Here is a 21,718-nt window from a genome sequence, read left to right as displayed (position 1 = left end):
TTGAATTATGCTATTCAGGATGTTCGGAAAGAAGCAAGACAAGCTGCTGCTATTGGTCTAGCGGTGTCCAACTTACGTTACTATGATATACCAGGATCTTTAAGTGTTTCATTTGGGAGTGGTTTATGGCGCAGTCAATCTGCACTTGCTCTTGGTGCTGGTTATACATCTGAAGATGGAAATATTCGCTCGAATGTATCTGTGACAAGTGCTGGAGGTCATTGGGGAATAGGCGCTGGAATTACTCTGAGGTTGAGATGATAATAGAAAAAATGGCTGTTATTGTAAAAACGAGAAGTATGTTAGTAAAGGTTCTGCTGTTTGCTCTTGCCTTAATAGGCAAGAGCGAAAGCTTTGCCAACGAGAATAATAATATTTATACAGTGCATCCACCGCACTTATCGATACCTAAGGGAGAACCTGGCGAAACACGTCGAATTATTATGCAATTTTATGATTGGACTTTGATTTGTGACGAAAAACAAAAGCTTAAACATAAGCAAGGTATATGTAATGTGACACAGACGGTTCATGATCAAGAAGGAAATACCATTTTTAGTTGGTCTCTTGTTTCTACGACAAGTGGTCAAGCAGTGATGCTTTTTCGAACATTGCCAAATTCTGATATAAATGTTCCGATTCAAATGTTTGTAAAAGATGTTAAAAAACCTGTTCTTATTAATTATACGCAATGTAATGAAACGGTTTGTTTGGCACAATCACCTGTAGGGCCGGTTTTGACTAAACAAATAGAGCAGAACAATAAGGTACGTATTTCCTATAAAACTAAAGAAGGTAAGGTATTTTCTTTTACTGTACCATTTAAAGGGTTAAATGCGGCACTTAATTCTTTCCGTCCTTAGAATCCATCGAGTATTTTTAACAAGAGTCATTTTTCCATAAATTGTTGTATTATATTTTTGAGTGTAAATTATAAGGTCAATAAGTAAGAAGTTTTATATAATATGATATCAAGGTGATTTATTGGAAAGAGTGAGAGTTTTATGAATATAAAGTCACAGTAAGTTCTTTATATAATGGAAAATCAAGTTAGTGTTTTCCATAATGCTTAAAGAGTGATTTCGTTAGTTATTAAAAGTAAAAAAGATTAGAAATACTCGATTTCTTCCTTACAATAATGAGTAGACTAAATTCTTTTTTTAAGCTTCAAATGGATTTTTAATGCGGTCTGATTAAGCATTAATATTTTTCAGATAAATTTTATAATTCTAGAGTTTTTTTGAACGATAGTTTTTATTGGTATTCACGAAATAACAGCTATTGTAATTGCATTTTGTAGTACTACGGAACTTTTATTCCAGCATAATCAAAGCCATTTCATTGCATATAACAAACGAGGTTTGTGTGTGGATAAAGAAAAAAAATTTTTTTCTTATAAACCGTACTAATGTATAGGTTGTTGTAACCTTAAAAGTCAGCAAATAGTATGATAGTGGAGGTTTTACAATAGAGGTGTGCTCCGTGTAAATGGTATAAAGAAAAGAGCATAATTTATAAAAATTGATGTGAACGTAAACGATTAATTTATAGTTTTAAGTTCATAAAGAGATGAATGATTTCACGGAAACAACCGAAAGATTATACAAAAATCTGAATGATGTTAGTGTAGAAAATTTTAATGATAGAAAAAGAAAGAATGATTTCTTGTATATATCATTTGATGCTGCATTATTGCTTTATTTAGGAATGAGCAGAAGGGTTTTCGCGTTTATTTATTGGGGGAACGCTCAAGGGATAAGGGACATGACCCCGTTAAATTATGGTTCAAAAGAGTTAAAGCGAGGAGAAATATACGATACCAAAGCAGATCAGTTGTATGATCAGTGCAGTAGTAATACAAATAATCTTTCTGCATTGTCACGAACAGAGGCATACTCTGTCCTTGTTGATATAAAGAGACAACAGAGAAAAAAACATTATGAACAGAAACAGGTTTTTGTTCAATCTGAGGCAGCTTTTGAGTTTCATAATCAGATAATGATAGGTGCTCAAAAAACAAAAAAACTCAAAGCACCTTTTCTTCGACGGTTCCATTCAGTAAAATCTCCACCTCTTTATGCGGCACTTGATCTCGGAACAAATAATTGTCGTCTTCTTATCGCATCTCCCAGTAAACCTGGATATTTTCGTGTTGTTGATGCTTTTTCTCGTATTGTACGATTGGGAGAAGGTTTAATAAATAACGGTTTTCTTAATACACAAGCTATGGATCGTGCGATTGAGGCATTAAAGATTTGTCATTTAAAGCTAAAACAAAGGCATATTAAGCGTTATCGCTTGATTGCAACGGAAGCTTGTCGTTCTGCAGAAAATGGTAGACATTTTATTCAGCGTGTTTTGGAGGAGACAGGTCTTGAATTGGAAATTGTTGATCGGCGAACAGAAGCGCGTTTTGCTGTTACAGGGTGTAGTACACTTGTTGAACCAAATACTGACGCAATTGTGCTTTTTGATATTGGAGGAGGGTCATCAGAAATTGTGCTACTTGATGTTTCTCAAAAGCGTTCTTTTCGTTTAGCTAGACAAATTATCGCTTGGACTTCTCTTCCTGTTGGTGTTGTTACGCTTGCTGAACGTTTTGGAGGGAATGATATTAGCTTAGACGATTTTGAAAAAATGAAAAGCTATGTGCGAGGGTTATTAAATAATTTTTCAGATCGTCATAAATTAGGAGAGTTAGCACAAGGTTCGAAGTTTCATCTTTTGGGAACCTCCGGTACAGTTACGACTTTAGCAGGAATGTATCTTAATTTAGAGCGTTATGATAGGAAAAAAGTGGATGGCATTTGGATGAAGGATGCAGACATTACACTTATGACACAACGTCTATTATCATGGGATATAGAAAAACGTGTCATAAGTCCTTTTATTGGGCGCGAGAGAGCAGATTTAGTTTTAGCTGGTTGTGCAATTTTAGATGTTATTCGGGAAGTTTGGCCAAGTCAGCGTTTAAGAGTTGCTGATCGTGGATTAAGGGAAGGAATTTTGATAGAGCTAATGTTACGCGATGGGGTATGGTGTCGTCGTAGAAAGAGCAGAGATTTCAAGCGTTAGAGAATTAAATATGGAGACAATGAATAACGATGAAAAAAACAACAAAAACACCGAGAGGTGGCTATGGAGGTTCAGGGTCACATGAATTATATCAGCGCGTAAAAAAGAAAGCAGGAACCATTAAAGCTTCATCACGACGATGGTTAGAGAGGCATCTGAATGATCCTTATGTCCATCAATCAAAAGTAGATGGGTATCGTTCGCGTGCGGCTTATAAACTCATTGAAATTAATGAGCGCTATAGGTTTTTGAAAAAAGGTCAAAAGGTTATTGATCTAGGAGCAGCACCTGGGGGCTGGTGTCAGGTGGTTGAGCGTATAGTAGGGTCAAGTGATGAGGATCCTAGCGTTGTTGGTATTGATTATTTACATGTTGATCCATTACCTAGAGTTGCCATGTTGGAAATGGATTTTTTGCATACAGATGCACCGCAGAAATTAATTGAAACTTTAGGGACAAAACCGGATGTGGTTCTTTCTGATATGGCAGCGCCAACAACAGGTCATCGTCAGACGGATCATTTAAGAACGATTTATTTATGTGAAGTTGCGGCTGATTTTGCTCTTTCGGTTCTTAAGCCTGGGGGACATTTTTTAGCAAAGGCTTTTCAAGGAGGAGCAGAAAACACTCTTCTTACGATACTAAAACAGCATTTTAAAAAAGTCTATCATGTTAAACCACCCGCAAGCCGATCAGAATCAGTAGAGCTTTATCTTCTAGCACTTGAATTTAAGGGAAAAACAAAAATACAAGAATAGCGCCTTCTTTTAAGAAGACTTAACTTTACTTAACCTATTTAGATGTGATGATTTTTTTCTCAAAGAGTTATCGGCGATAGTGACAGTTTTTCTGTTATCAATGATGAAAAACTGGTAAAACTAATGTATTGCCTATAGAGATAAAGAGATTGATTCCTCAGTGAGTGTTTCCAATGAAATTTCTTGATCAAGCTAAAGTTTATATTCGTTCTGGTAATGGAGGTTCTGGAGCAGTATCATTTCGTCGTGAAAAATTCATAGAATTTGGGGGACCTGATGGAGGGAATGGAGGACGGGGTGGTGATGTTTGGGCTCTTGTTGTTGATGGGCTTAACACGCTGATTGATTATCGCTACCAACAGCATTTTAAAGCAAAAACAGGGGGGCATGGCAAGGGGCGTAATATGACGGGTGAGAAGGGTAATGATGTCATCCTTAAAGTTCCGGTTGGGACGCAAATTTTTGAAGAAGATAATACAACGTTAATCTGTGATTTAACGGAAGTGGGACAGCGCTATCGCCTTGCAAAAGGAGGGAATGGCGGTTTTGGCAATCTTCACTTTACAACATCGACAAATCGGGCACCGCGTCGTGCAAATCCAGGTTTGGCTGGAGAAGAGCGTGCAATATGGCTTCGTTTGAAGTTAATTGCTGATGCGGGGCTTGTTGGTTTACCAAATGCTGGAAAATCAACTTTTTTAGCTTCTACAACGGCTGCAAAACCAAAAGTTGCAGATTATCCTTTTACCACTCTACATCCTCATCTTGGTGTTGTACGTATTGATGGTCGTGAATTTGTTTTGGCTGATATTCCAGGATTAATTGAAGGAGCGCATGAAGGTGTGGGAATTGGAGATCGTTTTTTAGGACATGTGGAACGTTGTCGCGTACTGCTTCATCTAATTTCTTCTCAAGAAGAAGATGTAGCAAAAGCATATCAAATTGTGCGTCATGAACTTGAGGCATATGGAAATAATCTAAGTGATAAAACTGAAATTGTTGCTTTAAGCCAGATAGATACTCTGACAATTGAAGAGCGTGAAGCTAAACGGGAAGCTTTGCAAAGAGCAGCGGATCAACCAGTTATGATGTTTTCTGCGGTTAGCCGCGAAGGTTTAGAAAATGTGCTGCGTGCTGGTGCACATATTATTGAAATGTCACGCAAAGAGGAGATCAGTGGGGATAGCAAGGTTGATTGAGATGGCTGTTGGATCGCAAAAACTTACACACTATAAACGTATTGTGGTCAAGATTGGATCTGCCCTTTTGGTTGATCCTCAGGCAGGTTTACGGGTTGAATGGCTTAAAAGCTTGATCAATGATGTTGTTGAATTACACAAAGGAGGCGTAGAGATATTATTGGTGTCTTCAGGTGCTATTGCTTTAGGAAGGACATTGCTACAGCTTCCTAAGGGGGCTTTGAAATTGGAAGAAAGCCAGGCATGTGCTGCTTTGGGGCAAATTGAGTTAGCAAAAACCTATGGTGATGCGCTTGCTCAACATGGGCTCAAAACAGGCCAAATTTTGCTCACTTTATTTGATACGGAGGAGCGAAGGCGTTATCTCAATGCACGTGCAACGATTGAGACGCTTTTATATTTGGGAGCTGTGCCTGTTATTAATGAGAATGATACTGTTGCAACAACTGAAATTCGTTATGGTGATAATGATCGTTTAGCTGCACGTGTGGCAACAATGGTGAGGGCAGATCTTTTAATACTTTTATCCGATATTGATGGTCTTTATACAAAGTCTCCCCATAGTGATCCTACGGCTGAATTTATACCTTTTGTTGCATCCATTACGCATGATATCGAAAAAATGGCAGATGTTGCTGCTTCAGAGTTTTCACGGGGAGGAATGAAGACTAAGCTTGAAGCCGGAAAAATAGCTAATGCTGCTGGAACGGCGATGATTATCACCTCAGGCAAGCGTATGAATCCTCTTGCTGCAATTGACAAAGGTGAACGCAAGAGTTTTTTTGCGGCAAGTAAGAAATCTGTCAATGCTTGGAAAACATGGATTTCTGGTCATTTAGATCCATCTGGTGTTTTGACGATTGATCAAGGAGCCATTAGGGCTCTTGAATCAGGAAAATCATTATTAGCTGCAGGGGTTATTGGCGTTGAGGGAAATTTCCAGCGTGGGGATACGGTTGCAATTGTTGGTACAGATGGAGTTGAGATTGCGCGTGGACTTGTAAGCTATGACAAAGATGAGGCTGTACGCATTATAGGACATAAAAGTGAAGAAATCGAAGCTATTCTTGGGTATGAGGCGCGCTCTGCTATGGTGCATCGTAATGATATGATTATACGTTGCTTGACCAATACTGTTTAAAAAAGTTACTTTTGTTTTTATTGTTTTGGCAGAGTGGATGTTACGATGACTTTAGAAGAACAAATGAAAGATATGGGACAAAAAGCACGCTATGCCGCTGCAGCGTTAGCTGTTGCTTCTTCTGAGCAAAAGAACAATGCATTAGAAATGATCGCTTTAAGTCTAGAGGCTCAGTCAGATGAAATTTTACGGGCGAATTGTCAAGATTTAGAGAATGCTGCTCAGAATAATTTGAAAGCTGCAATGATTGATCGGCTAAAATTAGATGATTTGCGTTTACGTGCAATGATAGACAGTGTTCGCCAAGTTGCTCGTTTATCTGATCCTGTTGGACAAGTGATGGATGAATGGACGCGTCCAAATGGGCTTCATATAAGTCGTGTACGAACACCTCTTGGTGTGATTGGCATTATTTATGAAAGTCGTCCCAATGTTACAGTTGATGCGAGTTCTTTGTGCTTAAAAGCAGGTAATGCTGCGATTTTGCGCGGTGGTTCGGATAGCTTTCATTCTTCTCATGCTCTTCATTTAGCTTTGGTACAAGGTTTAGAGCGCTCTGGTTTACCCAAAGATGCTATCCAAATGGTTGGAACGACAGATCGTGCTGCCGTTGGGGAAATGCTCAAAGGATTGGATGGAGCGATTGATGTGATCGTACCACGTGGTGGAAAGAGCCTTGTTGCTCGTGTTCAGTCTGATGCACGTGTTCCAATTTTTGCTCATTTGGAGGGACTTTGTCATATTTATATTGATAAATCGGCAGATTTAGATATGGCACGCAATATTGTTTTAAATGCAAAGCTGCGGCGAACAGGGATATGCGGTGCTGTTGAGACAGTTCTCATTGACGGCCAAGCATTAAAAAAATTTCTTCCTGTTTTAACTGCTTTACAGGAAAAGGGGTGTGAAATTCGTGCCACAGAAGATATTGTTTTTCTTATGCCAGATGTCAAATTAGCTTCTGAAGAAGATTGGTCGCATGAATATCTTGATGCTATTCTTTCTGTTAAAACGGTTGAGGGTGTTGAGGGAGCCATTTCTCATATCAAGCGTTATTCATCAGGACATACGGAATCGATTATTGCTGAGGATTTGGAAGTGGTGAAGAATTTTTTTAATCATTTAGATTCAGCTATTTTATTACACAATGCATCTACACAATTTGCTGATGGAGGTGAATTTGGTTTTGGAATGGAAATTGGTATCGCAACAGGAAAAATGCATGCACGTGGTCCCATAGGTGTTGGACAGCTAACATCATTTCAATATCACGTTAAAGGAAATGGTCAGGTTAGAGCTTGAGAACACCATTTTTTCCATGGAAAAATTGTATGCCACATGTTGAAAGATCTAATGTTGTGGGTCTTTTTGGTGGTTCCTTTAATCCACCGCATGCGGGGCATCTTCTTGTTGCAAAAATTGCCATTCGGCGTTTGCATCTTGATCAGTTATGGTGGATGATCACTCCAGGAAATCCTTTAAAGGATTGTACACAGTTGCCCTCTTTAGAGGAGAGAATGCAATTAAGTTTTAAACTTATTGACCATCCAAAAATTCGCTTAACAGGTTTTGAACAGGCTATAGGGAGCAAAGTATCAGTAGATACGATTTTTCATATTCTTACCCATTACAGTGGCGTAAATTTTGTATGGATTATGGGGGCAGATAGTTTTGCGACGATACATCAATGGTATCGATGGCATGATATCGTCTCTATGCTTCCTATTGCGATTATTGATCGTCCTTTAGGCAATCGGTCAGCACTTTCTTCTCCTATGGCACATATTTATCGCCGTTTTCGTTTGGATGAGAGAAAAAGTAAGCGATTACCTTTTATCAAGCCACCAGTTTGGACTTATTTGCATGGACCTTTATCTTTTCAATCTTCAACAAACCTTCGTTTGAAGAAGAATGATTTTTCTTGAACATTTCATAAGATTCTGCTTCTCTTTAGAGAAGTCTCTTTTTTAGATTCCACAACGATAAGAAAGGATATTGATCTGAAAAACGTTGCACACAAACACTCTTACGATATTATGCCTTCAAAAGAAAAAAAAGTTTTTTCTGTTAGTGAGAGTCTTGAAGTTATTCTCAAGAGTTTAGAAGATACAAAAGCAGAAGATATTGTTGCTATTGATATTCGAGGGAAGTCATCTTTGGCTGATTATATGGTCATAGCTTCAGCAAATTCGCAGCGTCATGTATCGTCTGTTGCTGATCATTTATTACATACTTGGAAAGATAGTGGGCAGGGGCTTGCGCGTGTAGAAGGGCTTGCTGGAGGTGACTGGGTATTGATTGATACAGGTGATATTATCACTCATCTTTTTCGTCCAGAAATTCGTCTTTTTTATAATTTAGAAAAAATATGGATGACACCGGATTTAAACGATACGGCTTTGCTTCTCTTCGGAGATCATTAAAATGCAAATTTCTATTTTTGCGGTTGGTCGTATGAAAAGTGGGGCGGAGCAAAAATTAGTTCAGCATTATTTGGATCGTTTTTCTAAAATTTCTGGAGATGTAGGCTTTCATTTAAAAAAGTTACAAGAGATACCAGAAAGTCGTGCTCACACAGTTTGTCAACGTATGGAGGAAGAGGGGAGAAAACTTATTGAATTTTTACCTGAAAAATGTCGATTAATTGTGTTAGATGAGCGTGGAGAATCGATTTCGTCAATTTCTTTTTCTGAAAAATTGAGGTGTTATCGTGATGAGGGCATTCGAGATGTCGTCATTGCTTTGGGAGGACCTGATGGGCATAATGAACAAATAAAGAAGCGTGCTGATTTTCTTTTATCTTTTGGTTTGATGACGTGGCCACATCAAATTGCACGTATTCTTCTTACAGAACAACTTTACCGCGCTGTAACAATTGAAAATAACCATCCGTATCATCGTTTTTAATATTTTTGTGCAATTTTTAGCACTTATTTATATGTTTATTAATATTGTTTTAGCTGACACCATTTAAAGCATCTCTAATGTATACGATGAGGTGTCATGGTTTTTGCAAATGAAAAAGCTTCTTCATAGAAAGATGCTATATTTATATGAGGAGTGCGTCATATTTGTCATTCTGCTCTTGAGTATGTTTTTTTGCTTTTCTGTATCGCGTGCGGAAGATACAATGAGGAGTACGGAAGTACATAAAGAATTAGGAGAAATTCGCCAAAATATTTCACTTTCGCGTGAGCGTGTTGCTTTTCTTATGCATCAAGTTGAGCATTTAAAAAAAGATCAACGTGTTTTGAGTGATGCACTCATAAAAGCGGCTAAAGAAGAACGTATAGTAGCAGATGATATTGCTAAAAGGGAAGAAAAGCTTAAAAAAATGATAGAAAAGCGGGTACAAGTCTATCAAAGTTTAAAAAATCGTCGTGCTGAATTTGCGGAAGTTCTTGCAATTTTGGAGCGTATGGGATTGAATCCGCCTCCTGCTCTTATGATACAGCCAGAGGACGCGTTGGCTTCTATACGTAGTTCTGTTTTATTAGGTACTGTTATTCCTCAGATGCAGGAGAAAACACGAGATTTAACAGAAAAACTCAAGGAGTTGACCAATTTGAGTAATTCCATTACTACGGAATATAAGGCATTAAAGACAAAACTGCAAAATCAAGCAGAGCAGCGAAAACGTCTAGAGCTTTTATTAGACCAAAAAAACAAACTACAAAAAAAATCAGAAAAAGAACTTACAGAACAGCAACAAAAAAATATTGCTCTTGCTAAAAAAGCGCAGTCTTTGGAAGAATTGATTTTAGAGCTCGATCGTCAGTCAAAACTTAACTCTGATGCATCAGTACAGGTACGGAAAAGTTTGCAATTGTTAGAACAGTCCAATTTTGAAAGCCGAAAAGGTTCTTTACTTTTTCCTGTTTCAGGAAAAAGAATACATCTCTCTAACAAAAGTTCGCAGATTACGCGCTTTGGTGAAACGATAGAAACAGAGGCAGGAGCTGTTGTTATATCACCTGTGGATGCTTTTGTTGCTTTTGCAGGGCCATTTCGTTCTTATGGACAGTTAATCATTCTCAATGTTGGAAATGGTTATCATATCATTCTTACTGGAATGTCGAGAATTAATGTAAAACAGGGGCAATTTGTTCTTTCAGGTGAGCCTCTGGGTATAATGGAGATGCAATTTATTTCAAACAGTGTTGCATTGGATATAGGAAAAACTTCTCCAATGCTTTACATTGAGTTTAGAAAGCAGGGAAAACCTGTAAATCCAACTCCTTGGTGGCAGACTGAAAAAATAAGAAGGAGCCAAAATGATTCGTAAAGTTATTCTTTTGGTCGCTGGGGTATTGCTCGGCGCCTGTTCAATGATTATGGTGCAGTCTGTTGCTGCGAATAATGAAGATAATGCATATAAAAAGCTAGCTATATTTGGCGATGTTTTTGAGCGTGTGCGTATGCAATACGTTACAGTTCCAGATGATAAAAAGCTTATTGAAAATGCTATCAATGGCATGCTCACATCACTGGACCCTCATTCATCTTATTTGAATGCTGAAGAAGCCAAGGATATGCGGGATTCTACGAAAGGAGAGTTCGGAGGTCTTGGTATTGAGGTCACTATGGAAAAAAACTTAATTAAAGTTGTTTCACCAATGGATGATACTCCCGCTTCAAAAGCAGGTATTCTAGCAGGAGACCTTATTTCAAAAATTGATGATGTACAAACGAATGGTCAAACATTGAATGAAGCTGTTAATAAGATGCGAGGTGCTCCTGGAACACCAATTACCTTAACAATTATTCGTTCTGGTGTTGATAAGCCATTTGAAGTGAAGATTGTTCGTGATATTATCAAAGTAAAAGCGGTGAAATATCGGGTTGAGGGTGATATTGGATATTTAAGAGTTATCCAGTTTTCTGAGCAGACATTGAATAATCTTCTGGCGGCAATTAAAGATATCCAATCTAAAATTCCTGAAGATAAGCTAAAAGGTTACGTCCTTGATTTGCGGCTTAATCCGGGTGGGCTTTTAGATCAAGCTGTTAATGTTTCGAGTGCTTTTCTCAATAAAGGTGAAATTGTGTCGACTCGTGGGCGCAAAAAGAGTGATGTGACAAGATTTGATGCGAAGCCAGGTGATGTCATCAATGGAAAACCGCTCATTGTCCTTATTAATGGTGGTTCGGCAAGTGCTTCTGAAATTGTTGCGGGTGCATTACAAGATCATCGTCGTGCAACAATTTTAGGGACGCAGTCTTTTGGTAAAGGATCTGTTCAAACAATTATTCCTTTGGGTGAAAATGGGGCTTTACGCTTAACAACAGCACTTTATTACACGCCATCTGGCACTTCTATTCAAGGAACAGGGATCACACCTGATATTATTGTAGAGCAACCACTCCCTGAAAAATATAAGGGTTATGATGTAAAAGTTGGTGAGTCTGCATTAAAAGGACATATCAAAGGAAAACGAGAGAGTAATAAAGGATCTGGTTCAGCTGCTTTTGTTCCCAAAGACCCTAAAGATGATATCCAGTTGAATGAGGCTTATAAATTGTTACGAGGTGAAATGGCAAATGCCGCATTTCCACCAGATCCCAATAAGGATGTGTTAAAGTGAGAATTGATATCTATAGCTTGCGATTTTGAGGAATATTAAATGGATGCAGGTATTAATTTGAAGGTTCTTCCATATCGCAAATGTGTTGGGATTGTTATCTTTAATCATGACGGTAAAGTGTGGGTTGGGCGTCGTTTAATGATGCCCATTCATGCAGATATTGAAATATCTCATCGCTGGCAGCTTCCTCAAGGAGGGATTGATGAAGATGAAAAACCATTAGATGCAGCATATCGTGAACTTTATGAAGAAACGGGTATTCGATCTGTGAAGTTGATTAAAGAAGCACAAAATTGGTTCCATTATGATTTTCCACAAGAACTTATTGGGTGCACATTAACAAATAAATATCGTGGGCAAATACAAAAATGGTTTGCTTTCCAGTTTACAGGAAAGCTTTCTGAAATTGCGATTAATCCGCCACCAGATGGCAATAAAGCGGAATTCGATCAATGGAAATGGATTGATCTAGAAACCCTTCCGTTGATTGCTGTTTCTTTTAAAAAGCACGTTTATACGAAAGTTGTCAGCGAATTTCGAGGTAGCCTTAGACCATTATAAAAGCTATATGATTACGAGAAAGCTTTTTTTATTAAGATGCTTTATATTATAATAAATAATAAACATGTTTCTCTTTTATGTAAAGAACAGGAATATAAAATGAAAAAGTTATTTAATTTACTTATAGTTTTTACTCTCTTGAGTATTTCATCTGTTGCATTTGCAACAAGTTCAAAACCTCCTGCATCAAAAGATGCGGCAGCGACATTGCCAAATGGAGCTTCTTCTTTGACTGAAACCTACGGTTTGTGGACTATTAACTGTGGTATACAAGAAGGGAAAAGAATTTGTTTTATGCACCGTCAAGAAGTGAATGAGCAGGGGCGTGTTGTTGTGGCTATGGGCCTTACTCTCGATGCTGAGGGTGTTGTATCTGGTAATTTAACAGTTCCTTTTGGCATTTTGGTTTCTAAGCCTGTTCGTTTACAAGTTGATGAGGGAAAAGCTGTTATCGAAACCGGTATCCGGACTTGTGTACCAGCAGGTTGTGTGGTTCCTGTCGTTTTTGACAAAAATCACGTAGCAGCTTTACGTTCTGGAAAACAGTTAAAGTTGGCGATGACAATTGCTGCTGCAGGTGAACCAGCTTTGAATGATTTATTTGTTCAGCTAGATGGTTTTAGCAGTGCTCTTAATCGTTTGACTGCTTTGCAGAAATAATTTTAAAACTAAAAGCGGCCTTTAAAAGGCCGTTTTTAGTTTGTTTGTTTTTTATATATTAATAATTAAGACGATGAGATTTAAGATTAATCCTATAAGGGATATTCAGATTTTTTGCCGTTTCTTCTATTGTATGTGCTATTTTTAATTTTGATATTTGTTTTCTAACTGCATCGTCATTAAATAGAGAGATGAAGAATTTAGATGTCTGGTTTTTATTCAAGAAAAAAGAGTATTGAAATATAAAACCATTTTTTGATACACAGACCTGCTTTAATGAAGGTTTTCTATACGCTCTTCTGTTTCCTTGATTGAAAGGGATGACGCATGATTTATGCATTGCTTCGAACGATTGATTTGATTTTTGAGATTTATATTGATATTTTGATCGCTAGTGTCATTTTTTCTTGGCTTTATGTCTTTAATATCATAAATTCACGCAATCGCTTTGTTGTTTTGATAGGAAGCTTTCTAGATCGTCTTACAAATCCCGTTCTAAGCCGTATCCGGAAAATTTTACCAAATTTGGGAACGATTGATATTTCACCTATTGTAGTGTTCATTATTATATATTTTATTCGTACTTTTATGTGGCGCGTTTACGCAAACATGTATGTATAGAAATATTACTTGAGGCGAATACATGTTTTATCAAGTTGATAAAAATAACTTGATTTTGTTTGTATATCTCATTCCCAAATCGTCCGTTGACAAAATAATAGGGATTGAATGTAGGGATGGTGAGAAACAATATCTGGTTATACGCCTTCGTGCTGTTCCTGAAGATGGAAAAGCGAATAAAGCTCTCATTAAATTTCTTGCCAAGCAATGGAGAATACCATCTTCTTCTATTTCTCTGAAAAACGGTGCAATATCTCGCTACAAACAACTTTACTTTTCAACACATTTAGAAGAGCTAAAGCAGATATGGCAATCCTTTAGAGATTGCATCTCGTAGAAAAAATAAAGAATAAAGCCTATTTTTAAATAGGCTTTATTTTATTAAAATCGTTATATTTTTTTATTGCGCTCAACAGCTTGCTTAATTAATTCATGCGCAAAGTTTTTATCACGCCATCCTTCAATTTTAGCCCATTTTCCAGGTTCCAGATCTTTGTAATGCTTGAAGAAATGTTCAATTTGTTTGAGTGTAATCTCGGGTAGATCTGTATAGTCATGAATATTGATATAGCGTTTTGTTAATTTTGTAGTGGGAATGGCAATAATTTTTTCATCTTTACCACCATCATCTTCCATCATTAGAGCTCCGATGGGGCGAACATTGATAACACAACCAGGCATAAGTGGACGGGTATTACAGATAAGGACATCAATAGGATCACCATCATCTGAAAGCGTATGAGGGACAAAACCGTAATTTCCAGGATAAACCATTGATGTATGAAGAAAACGGTCAACAAATAATGCACCAGACTTTTTATCCATCTCATATTTTATTGGTTGCCCACCAAGGGAGACTTCCACAATAACGTTAATATCTTCTGGTGGATTTTTGCCTACGGGTATTTCCTTAATATTCATAGAGACATCCTTTCTGGAATATAGTGAGGCTCAATACAATTAAATATTTTACCAAAGAGATTATGAAATTAACTTGAAATTGATGCACGTGTTTTTTCAAAACGTTTACGTTCATTAGGATCAAGATAGAGTTTGCGGAGACGAATATTTTTAGGGGTTACCTCCACAAGTTCATCATCTTGTATCCACGATAAGGCACGTTCTAATGTCATTTTAATGGGAGGCGTTAACTTTACGGCCTCATCTTTTCCAGAAGCGCGCATATTGGTGAGTTTTTTCCCTTTTAAGACATTGACTTCTAAGTCATTATCTCGTGAGTGGATGCCAATAATCATACCTTGATAGACTTTCACACCCGCATCGATGATCATAGGACCACGATCTTCAAGATTAAAAAGAGCATAAGCGACAGATTCACCGTTGTCATTTGAAATCATAACACCATTAACACGACCAGCAATGTCTCCTTTATAAGGTTCATAAGCATGGAAAAGGCGATTCATAATTGCTGTACCACGTGTGTCCGTTAAAAGTTCAGATTGATAACCAATGAGTCCTCGGGTTGGTGCATAAAAGACAAGGCGGACACGATTACCTCCAGAAGGACGTAATTCCACCATTTCGCCTTTACGTTCAGACATTTTTTGTACAACAGTACCGGAATATTCTTCATCAACATCGATAACAACTTCTTCGATTGGCTCAAGAGTTATTCCATTTTCATCTTTTTGCATAACAACACGTGGGCGTGAAACACTAAGTTCAAATCCTTCACGGCGCATATTTTCAATGAGAACTGCAAGCTGTAATTCTCCTCGTCCTGAAACGTAGAAAGAATCTTTATCGGCTGATTCTTCAATTTTAAGAGCGACATTGCCTTCTGCTTCTTTTAACAATCGGTCACGAATGACACGGCTTGTTACTTTATCGCCTTCAGTTCCAGCAAGGGGACTATCGTTGACGAGAAAACTCATAGTAACAGTAGGAGGATCAATTGGTTGGGCAGTAAGGGGTTCATTGACAGTAGGATCACAGAAAGTATCAGCTACGGTACCTTTTTGCAGACCTGCAATCGCAACAATATCACCAGCACTTCCTTCTTCAATAGGTTGCCGTTCTAAGCCACGAAACGCTAAAATTTTTGAAATACGCCCAGTTTCTAAAAGTTTTCCATCTTGTCCAAGAACTTTGACATTTTGATTGGGTTTTAGACAGCCAGAATGAATCCGCCCTGTAATAATTCGTCCCAAAAACGGATCCGCTTCAAGAATAGTTCCAATCATGCGAAACGGTCCTTCTGCTACACTAGGAGAAGGGACATGCTGCGTCACAAGATCAAATAAAGGACCTAATCCATGATCTTTTGGTCCTTCAGGGGCTTCAGCCATCCATCCATCGCGTCCAGATCCATAAAGAATAGGAAAATCAAGCTGTTCATCGGTTGCATCAAGAGCAGCGAAAAGGTCAAAAACCTCATTAATGACTTCATCAACGCGTGCATCCGGTCGGTCAATTTTATTAATAGCAACAATAGGGCGCAATCCTACTTTCAATGCTTTGCCAACAACAAATTTTGTTTGTGGCATTGGTCCTTCAGCAGCATCAACAAGTACAATGGCTCCATCAACCATATTTAGAATGCGTTCAACTTCTCCACCAAAGTCGGCGTGTCCTGGTGTATCAACAATATTAATTCGAGTATCTTTCCAAACAACAGATGTCACTTTCGCTAGGATTGTAATTCCGCGTTCTTTCTCAATATCGTTTGAATCCATCATACGTTCGCTTGTACGCTGATTATCACGGAAGTTTCCTGATTGCTTGAGAAGTCCGTCTACAAGCGTTGTTTTCCCATGGTCAACGTGGGCAATGATGGCAATGTTACGCAATTGCATAAATTTTCTTCTTTTCGTTTAATGAAATTTCATTTGAGGCAAAGTCTTTACATTCTTTGCCTGACTATTAAAAAACCTTTTACATGTTTTTTTATAGTTTTGGAAGATGGAGGCAATATTTTTATGACAAAACTATTTATCCAAGTCTTTAGGGTTCTATTAAGCTTCAATTGCTGGAGCTTCGTAAAAGGATTTTTATAGTGCGTATGTTCTATTCTCGAGCTAAGAATTATCCAAAAAATCACCGTCAACTTGATTTCTATCAATATGACACAAGGAGTTTATATAAGCTCTTGTAAGAGTAAGTAAGTATAAAGCTAGCCATATTATTGTTGTTGTTTTGCAAAGAGATTAATAAAAATCCGGAAGATCTCTCAATCCATAGCCAATTTATTGACAATTGTACAACATTCTTATTCTAAATAAAGCTTTTTCTTATTCTATAACTTGTCAATCAAAATCCAGATCTAATGCAACCGTGTATTTGAGGTAAATATTGAGATGATTAAGAATTTTATAAGAAGTTCTAGCTTTTGTATGCCAGATTGGGGCAAGAGTTATATCTATTTTATTTATTTATGAACCCGGAATAGAGTCTTATTTAGAAAGAATATGAAGGCATCCAAAGAAAATTTCCATCTTTGCCGTTAATCCAATTTATGCTTTCAAAGGCATCTAAAGTAATATCTTTTAAACCATGGAGATAGTGCTTTGCCCCCTCACACTTTTGTTAATCGTATTCTCTAATAGGAGCATGCTTTTCATGCCAAACAGAACACTTTAAACAGAATATACTTGTTGTTACATATTCATGTACTTAAGAGAGATTGCTTAACGTACACTACATCCATTCCATGATAGGGCTCATAAATGATATAATATACGCGAATAGTATACTATTAACGCCTTTGTGAAAAAATATAAAGCTGTTGAGCATTATCATTCTTTCTCAGCTGTCAATATTGCGCCAGTTTTTGATACGAGAAAGAAGATATAAGAAGTATTTTATTTTTTCTTGAATAGTTTTTAGCCATACACCGATCTCGTTTGTGACTGGCAAGAAGATGACTTTAATCGATTTAATATGAGAAGCTTTATGATGAGGTAAATTTACGTTATTCGGAGCTGTTATTCAAAAAAAATAATAAATTATCTATGGAGCGGTGCGCTAGAAAATAAATAATAAAGCTTATTTTCTTATGGAAAGAATCTTAGGTTACATGACAAGATCTTTCCATAAGTAAGAGTTTTTACTTTACATGTTTAAAGAAGAGTTCCTGACAAAATGAGGGAAGCTACAGAAAAATAGATTATAATGCCCATGACATCTACTAAAGTTGCCACAAAAGGAGCAGAAGCACTTGCTGGATCAAATTTTAAACCTTTAAGAATAAAAGGCAACATAGATCCAGAAAGAGAACCAAAGGTAACGATTCCAACTAAAGCTGTACCCACTGTTGTCGAAATAGCAATCCAATGTTGTCCATAGTCGTAGATACCCAGTTTTTGCCAAAGAGCAATGCGCGTAACACCAATAATTCCTAGTAAGAGACCAAGGGATAGTCCTGTTGGAATTTCACGAATGATCACTTTCCACCAGTCTTTCAACGTGAGTTCACGTAAAGCCAATGCACGGATAATAAGGGATGTAGCTTGTGAGCCGGAATTTCCTCCTGAGCTCATAATGAGAGGTATGAACAGTGTAAGAATAATCGCTTTTTCGAGTTCTGTTTCGAAATGTTGCATAGCGCTTGCTGTCAGCATTTCACCGATAAAGAGTAAAGCGAGCCATCCGCCACGTTTTTTCATCATTTCAGGAAACTTAATTTGCATATAGGGCTTATTAAGCGCTTCCATACCCCCAAATTTATAGGCATCTTCATTCATCTCATCGACCATAGTATCAAGCACGTCATCAACGGTTACAATGCCAATGACATGGTTACTTTCATCAACTACAGGCACAGAGAGAAGATCATGGCGCTGGAAAAGGCGTGCGATATCTTCATGATGTGTGAAGGGCGATATTGTAATGGGCGAGTCATGGGTAGGGACATTAAGAATTAGTTCATCAGGTGAGGCAAGAATAAGGTTACGCAGGGAGACAGCTTTTAGAAGAGTACCTGTTTTAGGGTCAATTACATAGCTGGTATAAACTGTTTCACGTGTTCGCTCGACCTCACGGATGTGATCCAAAGTTTTTTGTATGGTCCAGTTTGAAGGAACGGCTATAAATTCTGTTGTCATCAGTGCCCCTGCTGTATGGTCAGGATAACTGGTGAGTTTTTTAAGTTCAGCGCGCGTTAAGGGGTTAAGCAAGGCATAAAGTCGTGTGCGGGTTTCTTTATCCATTTCTTGAAAGACGTCTGCAGCAGCATCGGCAGACATGCCATCAAGAATTTCAACAGCACGATTTATAGGGAGAAGTTCTAGGATGGCAGCAGGTTGCTCAAGCTCTGGTTTATCAAAAAGTTCGATAACATAATCAAGAGGCAGAAGACTAAGAATAGTTACACGTTCCATGCTATCGAGGTCATTTATGATATCAATAGAGTCTGCAAAATGCTGGTTCTTTAACTTTTCAGCAAGAGCTTCAGGAGAAAAATTTTTGAAGTCGAAGGCCGTTTTGATTTCAGTCATGATAAAGTACCTCCTGAAGAGTTGGAGAGTTATAAATCTAGATAATAGATGAGATAAAAACAAAAGTTTATGGAAGATTTAAAAAAAACTCCCCAGCTATATTCCCAATTGTTAATATTTGAAGTAAAGTCAAGGGTGAATTATAAGTTATAAACAAGTTTCTGAATCACTAAAACGAGAATACAGCTTAATTTGAGGATAATATAAAAGCGTAAATGTAAAAATCAGTTCTGATTTTTACCATCATTTCTTTAATGCAGTTTTGTGATTTTCAAAAGAATCTACAGCAATATTTTGTAAAGAGTGGAGATTATGCCTTTCTCCAAGTGTTTTTGTTAATATGCAATTCTATTGTGATGTGTGAGCGAATAATCTTTATTGCTTCAATATAATATGGTTTAAAATGAAAGAACTTTGCGATTTTCAGGTTTTTTATTCAATAGCGTTTTGAAAGGTAGTTTTGAAATTCACGAGATAGTTTTAGTATGTTATCAATTTGTGTCGTAAAGATAATTGTTACAGTTTAAATTTATAATGGAGACATAAAGTATTATGGCAAAAGAAGCAGTGCTGGAGTGGAAGGGATTTTCATGTCTTCCTGATTTTTCTTCTATAAGTGATGAAGATTTTAAACCCGCTTTTGAACAGGCTCTTCAAGAAGCCGAAGAAGAACTAGAGGCGATTGCGATGGTGCAAGAACCACCAACGCTTGAGAATTTTTTACAGCCTTTTGAGCTTTGCGGCAAAGCGCTTGATCGTGTCTGTTCAATATTTTTCTTACGCACCAGTGCTCATACGAATGTATTAATTCAACAGCTAGAGCAAGAGTTCGTTGTAAAACTTTCTCGTTATTCTTCAAAAATGATGATGGATGCGCGGATATTTGCGAAAATAGATATGCTTTATAAACAGTCGCAGCTGGGCACATTTGAGAGTGAAACAACACGTGTTCTTGAATTATGGTGGAAAAAGTTTGTTTGTCATGGGGCAAAACTCGATGAAAAAGCTAAGAAACGGCTTTTGGAAATTAATGAAAGACTTGCTTTTTTAAATGCTACTTTTGGACAAAATGTCTTAAATGATGAAGCTGAATGGATTCTATTTTTAAAACAAACAGACTTATCTGGTTTACCGCAAGATCTCATTGCTTCAATGAAGGAAATTGCGTGTGAAAGAGGCAATGAAGAAGCGTATGCATTAACACTAGCACGTTCGATTGTTGAACCTTTTTTAAAATTCTCTGATCGTCGTGATTTGCGTGAGGTTGCATTCCAAGCTTGGGCTAAACGTGGTGAAAATAATAACAAGAATGATAATAAAACAATTATTGTAGAGATTGTTGCGCTTCGAGATGAGCAGGCTAAATTATTGGGATATAAATCTTTCGCAGATTTGAAGCTCGATAATACTATGGCTAAAAGTGTTGATTCCGTTATGGATTTGCTTATGCCTGTATGGGAGCGCGCAAGAGCGAAAGCTTCTACTGAGCAAATTGACTTACAAAATTTTGCCAACAATCAGGGCTGCAATGAATCTTTAGCTGCTTGGGATTGGCGTTATTATGCTGAAAAACTTCGTACTGAAAAACTTTCTTTCGATAGCGCGGAGATTAAATATTATTTTCAGCTTGATCGTATGATTAAAGCGGCTTTTAGGGTAGCAGAAAAACTCTTTGGCATTACATTTGAAGAAAAAAACGCTGTTACACTTTGGCATCCTGATGCACGTTTGTGGGAAGTAAAAAAGTCTGATGGAAGTCTACTTGGGCATTTTATTGGTGATTATTTTGCGCGTTCTTCAAAACGCTCCGGTGCGTGGATGAGTAGTTTGCAATCACAACATAAATTGGATGGCGGACAAAAGCCTATTATCTACAATGTTTGTAATTTTGCTAAACCGCCCAAAGGAGAAGTTGCTCTTTTATCACTTGATGATGCACGTACGCTTTTCCACGAATTTGGACATGCATTGCATGGTTTGCTTTCTGATGTCACATGGCCATCTGTGTCGGGAACATCTGTTGCACGTGATTTTGTTGAGCTACCTTCTCAACTTTACGAACATTGGTTAACCGTGCCAGAGATATTAAAATCTTATGCTATACATACAAAAACAGGCCATCCTATGCCACAAGAGTTGATAGATAAAGTTTTAGTAGCACAGACATTTAATGCAGGATTTTCTGCCGTTGAATTTATCTCATCAGCTTTAGTGGATATGGCTTTTCATCAAGGCGAAACAGTCACTGATCCAACAGTGTTTGAACGCCAAGAATTAGAAAAGCTGCAAATGCCTGACACAATTATTATGCGTCATCGTCCCCCACATTTTATGCATGTGTTTGCAGGGGATGGTTATGCATCTGGTTACTATTCTTATATGTGGTCGGAAGTTCTTGATGCAGATGCTTTTCAGGCTTTTGAAGAAACGGGAGATGTTTTTAATTCAGAGCTCGCTGATCTTTTAAAGCGTTGGATTTACTCCGCTGGAGGAAGTCGTGATCCAGAGGAGCTTTATAAAGCTTTTCGGGGACGGATGCCTTTACCAGAGGCAATGATTAACAAACGTGGACTATAAGATATAACGGTATGGTTAACACCATGCCGTTTTCATATTATTCGAAAGGTGCAGTTGCGAGTTATGCAAATTTCCTCTTCATTAT

General features: G+C 37.6%; 20 protein-coding genes. 17 read left to right on the top strand and 3 right to left on the bottom strand.

All coding sequences use genetic code 11. The features are described 5' to 3' along the window. The 16 genes from ACFILD_RS07460 to ACFILD_RS07385 form a co-directional block, all read left to right on the top strand. Positions 1-261, top strand: a 261-nt coding sequence (locus ACFILD_RS07460; protein ID WP_375663274.1) for a YadA-like family protein, incomplete at its 5' end; no start/stop codon positions are given. Continuing rightward, on the top strand, positions 258-863 hold the full coding sequence (locus ACFILD_RS07455; RefSeq protein ID WP_273790643.1) for an invasion associated locus B family protein: 606 nt from the start codon (positions 258-260) through the stop codon (positions 861-863). The genes ACFILD_RS07460 and ACFILD_RS07455, both read left to right, overlap by 4 nt. Before the next feature lie 901 nt (positions 864-1,764). Further along, complete coding sequence (locus ACFILD_RS07450) at positions 1,765-3,075, top strand: Ppx/GppA phosphatase family protein (protein ID WP_273790642.1); 1,311 nt, start codon at positions 1,765-1,767, stop codon at positions 3,073-3,075. A gap of 29 nt (positions 3,076-3,104) precedes the next feature. Next, positions 3,105-3,833, top strand: coding sequence for an RlmE family RNA methyltransferase (locus tag ACFILD_RS07445; protein WP_375629986.1), 729 nt, complete (start codon positions 3,105-3,107; stop codon positions 3,831-3,833). 173 nt (positions 3,834-4,006) lie between these two features. Continuing rightward, the gene (gene obgE, locus ACFILD_RS07440; RefSeq protein ID WP_375659959.1) at positions 4,007-5,032 is read left to right on the top strand and encodes a GTPase ObgE; all 1,026 of its coding nucleotides are present in this window, start codon (positions 4,007-4,009) and stop codon (positions 5,030-5,032) included. A 1-nt stretch (position 5,033) separates the two neighbouring features. Then, positions 5,034-6,173, top strand: a complete 1,140-nt coding sequence (gene proB / locus ACFILD_RS07435) for a glutamate 5-kinase (protein ID WP_375663568.1) — start codon at positions 5,034-5,036, stop codon at positions 6,171-6,173. A 45-nt stretch (positions 6,174-6,218) separates the two neighbouring features. Further along, positions 6,219-7,475: a glutamate-5-semialdehyde dehydrogenase gene (locus ACFILD_RS07430; RefSeq protein WP_375631101.1), complete on the top strand. Its 1,257-nt coding sequence runs from the start codon at positions 6,219-6,221 to the stop codon at positions 7,473-7,475. 29 nt (positions 7,476-7,504) lie between these two features. Further along, entirely contained in the window at positions 7,505-8,098 is a 594-nt protein-coding gene (locus ACFILD_RS07425) for a nicotinate-nucleotide adenylyltransferase (RefSeq protein WP_375663567.1), read from the top strand. A 111-nt stretch (positions 8,099-8,209) separates the two neighbouring features. Next, complete coding sequence (gene rsfS / locus ACFILD_RS07420) at positions 8,210-8,596, top strand: ribosome silencing factor (RefSeq protein WP_273790636.1); 387 nt, start codon at positions 8,210-8,212, stop codon at positions 8,594-8,596. A 1-nt stretch (position 8,597) separates the two neighbouring features. After that, positions 8,598-9,080: a 23S rRNA (pseudouridine(1915)-N(3))-methyltransferase RlmH gene (gene rlmH, locus ACFILD_RS07415; protein ID WP_375631100.1), complete on the top strand. Its 483-nt coding sequence runs from the start codon at positions 8,598-8,600 to the stop codon at positions 9,078-9,080. Between the two features lie 133 nt (positions 9,081-9,213). Beyond that, positions 9,214-10,458, top strand: a complete 1,245-nt coding sequence (locus ACFILD_RS07410; protein WP_375660858.1) for a murein hydrolase activator EnvC family protein — start codon at positions 9,214-9,216, stop codon at positions 10,456-10,458. After that, positions 10,448-11,758 (top strand): S41 family peptidase, encoded by a 1,311-nt coding sequence (locus tag ACFILD_RS07405; RefSeq protein ID WP_273790634.1) that lies wholly within the window; start codon positions 10,448-10,450, stop codon positions 11,756-11,758. Before ACFILD_RS07410 ends, ACFILD_RS07405 begins: the two co-directional genes overlap by 11 nt. A gap of 39 nt (positions 11,759-11,797) precedes the next feature. After that, complete coding sequence (locus tag ACFILD_RS07400) at positions 11,798-12,319, top strand: RNA pyrophosphohydrolase (RefSeq protein WP_273790633.1); 522 nt, start codon at positions 11,798-11,800, stop codon at positions 12,317-12,319. A 99-nt stretch (positions 12,320-12,418) separates the two neighbouring features. After that, the gene (locus ACFILD_RS07395) at positions 12,419-12,979 is read left to right on the top strand and encodes an invasion associated locus B family protein (protein ID WP_273790632.1); all 561 of its coding nucleotides are present in this window, start codon (positions 12,419-12,421) and stop codon (positions 12,977-12,979) included. Positions 12,980-13,306: 327 nt separating this feature from the next. Further along, entirely contained in the window at positions 13,307-13,600 is a 294-nt protein-coding gene (locus ACFILD_RS07390) for a YggT family protein (protein ID WP_273790631.1), read from the top strand. Between the two features lie 22 nt (positions 13,601-13,622). Beyond that, a complete protein-coding gene (locus ACFILD_RS07385) occupies positions 13,623-13,937 on the top strand; it encodes a DUF167 domain-containing protein (protein ID WP_273790630.1) in 315 nt (104 codons plus the stop codon). 53 nt (positions 13,938-13,990) lie between these two features. On the opposite strand, the gene ppa is transcribed toward ACFILD_RS07385, so the two are convergent. The 3 genes from ppa to mgtE all read right to left on the bottom strand — a co-directional run bounded on the left by ppa (position 13,991) and on the right by mgtE (position 19,056). Next, entirely contained in the window at positions 13,991-14,521 is a 531-nt protein-coding gene (ppa, locus tag ACFILD_RS07380; RefSeq protein ID WP_273790629.1) for an inorganic diphosphatase, read from the bottom strand. 68 nt (positions 14,522-14,589) lie between these two features. After that, the gene (gene typA, locus ACFILD_RS07375) at positions 14,590-16,416 is read right to left on the bottom strand and encodes a translational GTPase TypA (RefSeq protein ID WP_273790628.1); all 1,827 of its coding nucleotides are present in this window, start codon (positions 16,414-16,416) and stop codon (positions 14,590-14,592) included. A gap of 1,263 nt (positions 16,417-17,679) precedes the next feature. Beyond that, positions 17,680-19,056: a magnesium transporter gene (gene mgtE, locus ACFILD_RS07370; protein WP_273790627.1), complete on the bottom strand. Its 1,377-nt coding sequence runs from the start codon at positions 19,054-19,056 to the stop codon at positions 17,680-17,682. Between the two features lie 552 nt (positions 19,057-19,608). On the opposite strand from mgtE, the gene ACFILD_RS07365 reads away from it, so the two are divergent. Continuing rightward, the gene (locus ACFILD_RS07365; RefSeq protein WP_375659963.1) at positions 19,609-21,633 is read left to right on the top strand and encodes a M3 family metallopeptidase; all 2,025 of its coding nucleotides are present in this window, start codon (positions 19,609-19,611) and stop codon (positions 21,631-21,633) included. Positions 21,634-21,718 lie beyond the last annotated feature (85 nt).

Origin of the sequence: Bartonella sp. CL162QHHD (assembly GCF_042195435.1) — a bacterium.
In the GTDB taxonomy this organism is placed as follows: domain Bacteria; phylum Pseudomonadota; class Alphaproteobacteria; order Rhizobiales; family Rhizobiaceae; genus Bartonella.
The sequence above is the reverse complement of the archived record's forward strand: the minus strand, read 5'-3'. Positions and strand labels throughout refer to the sequence as shown.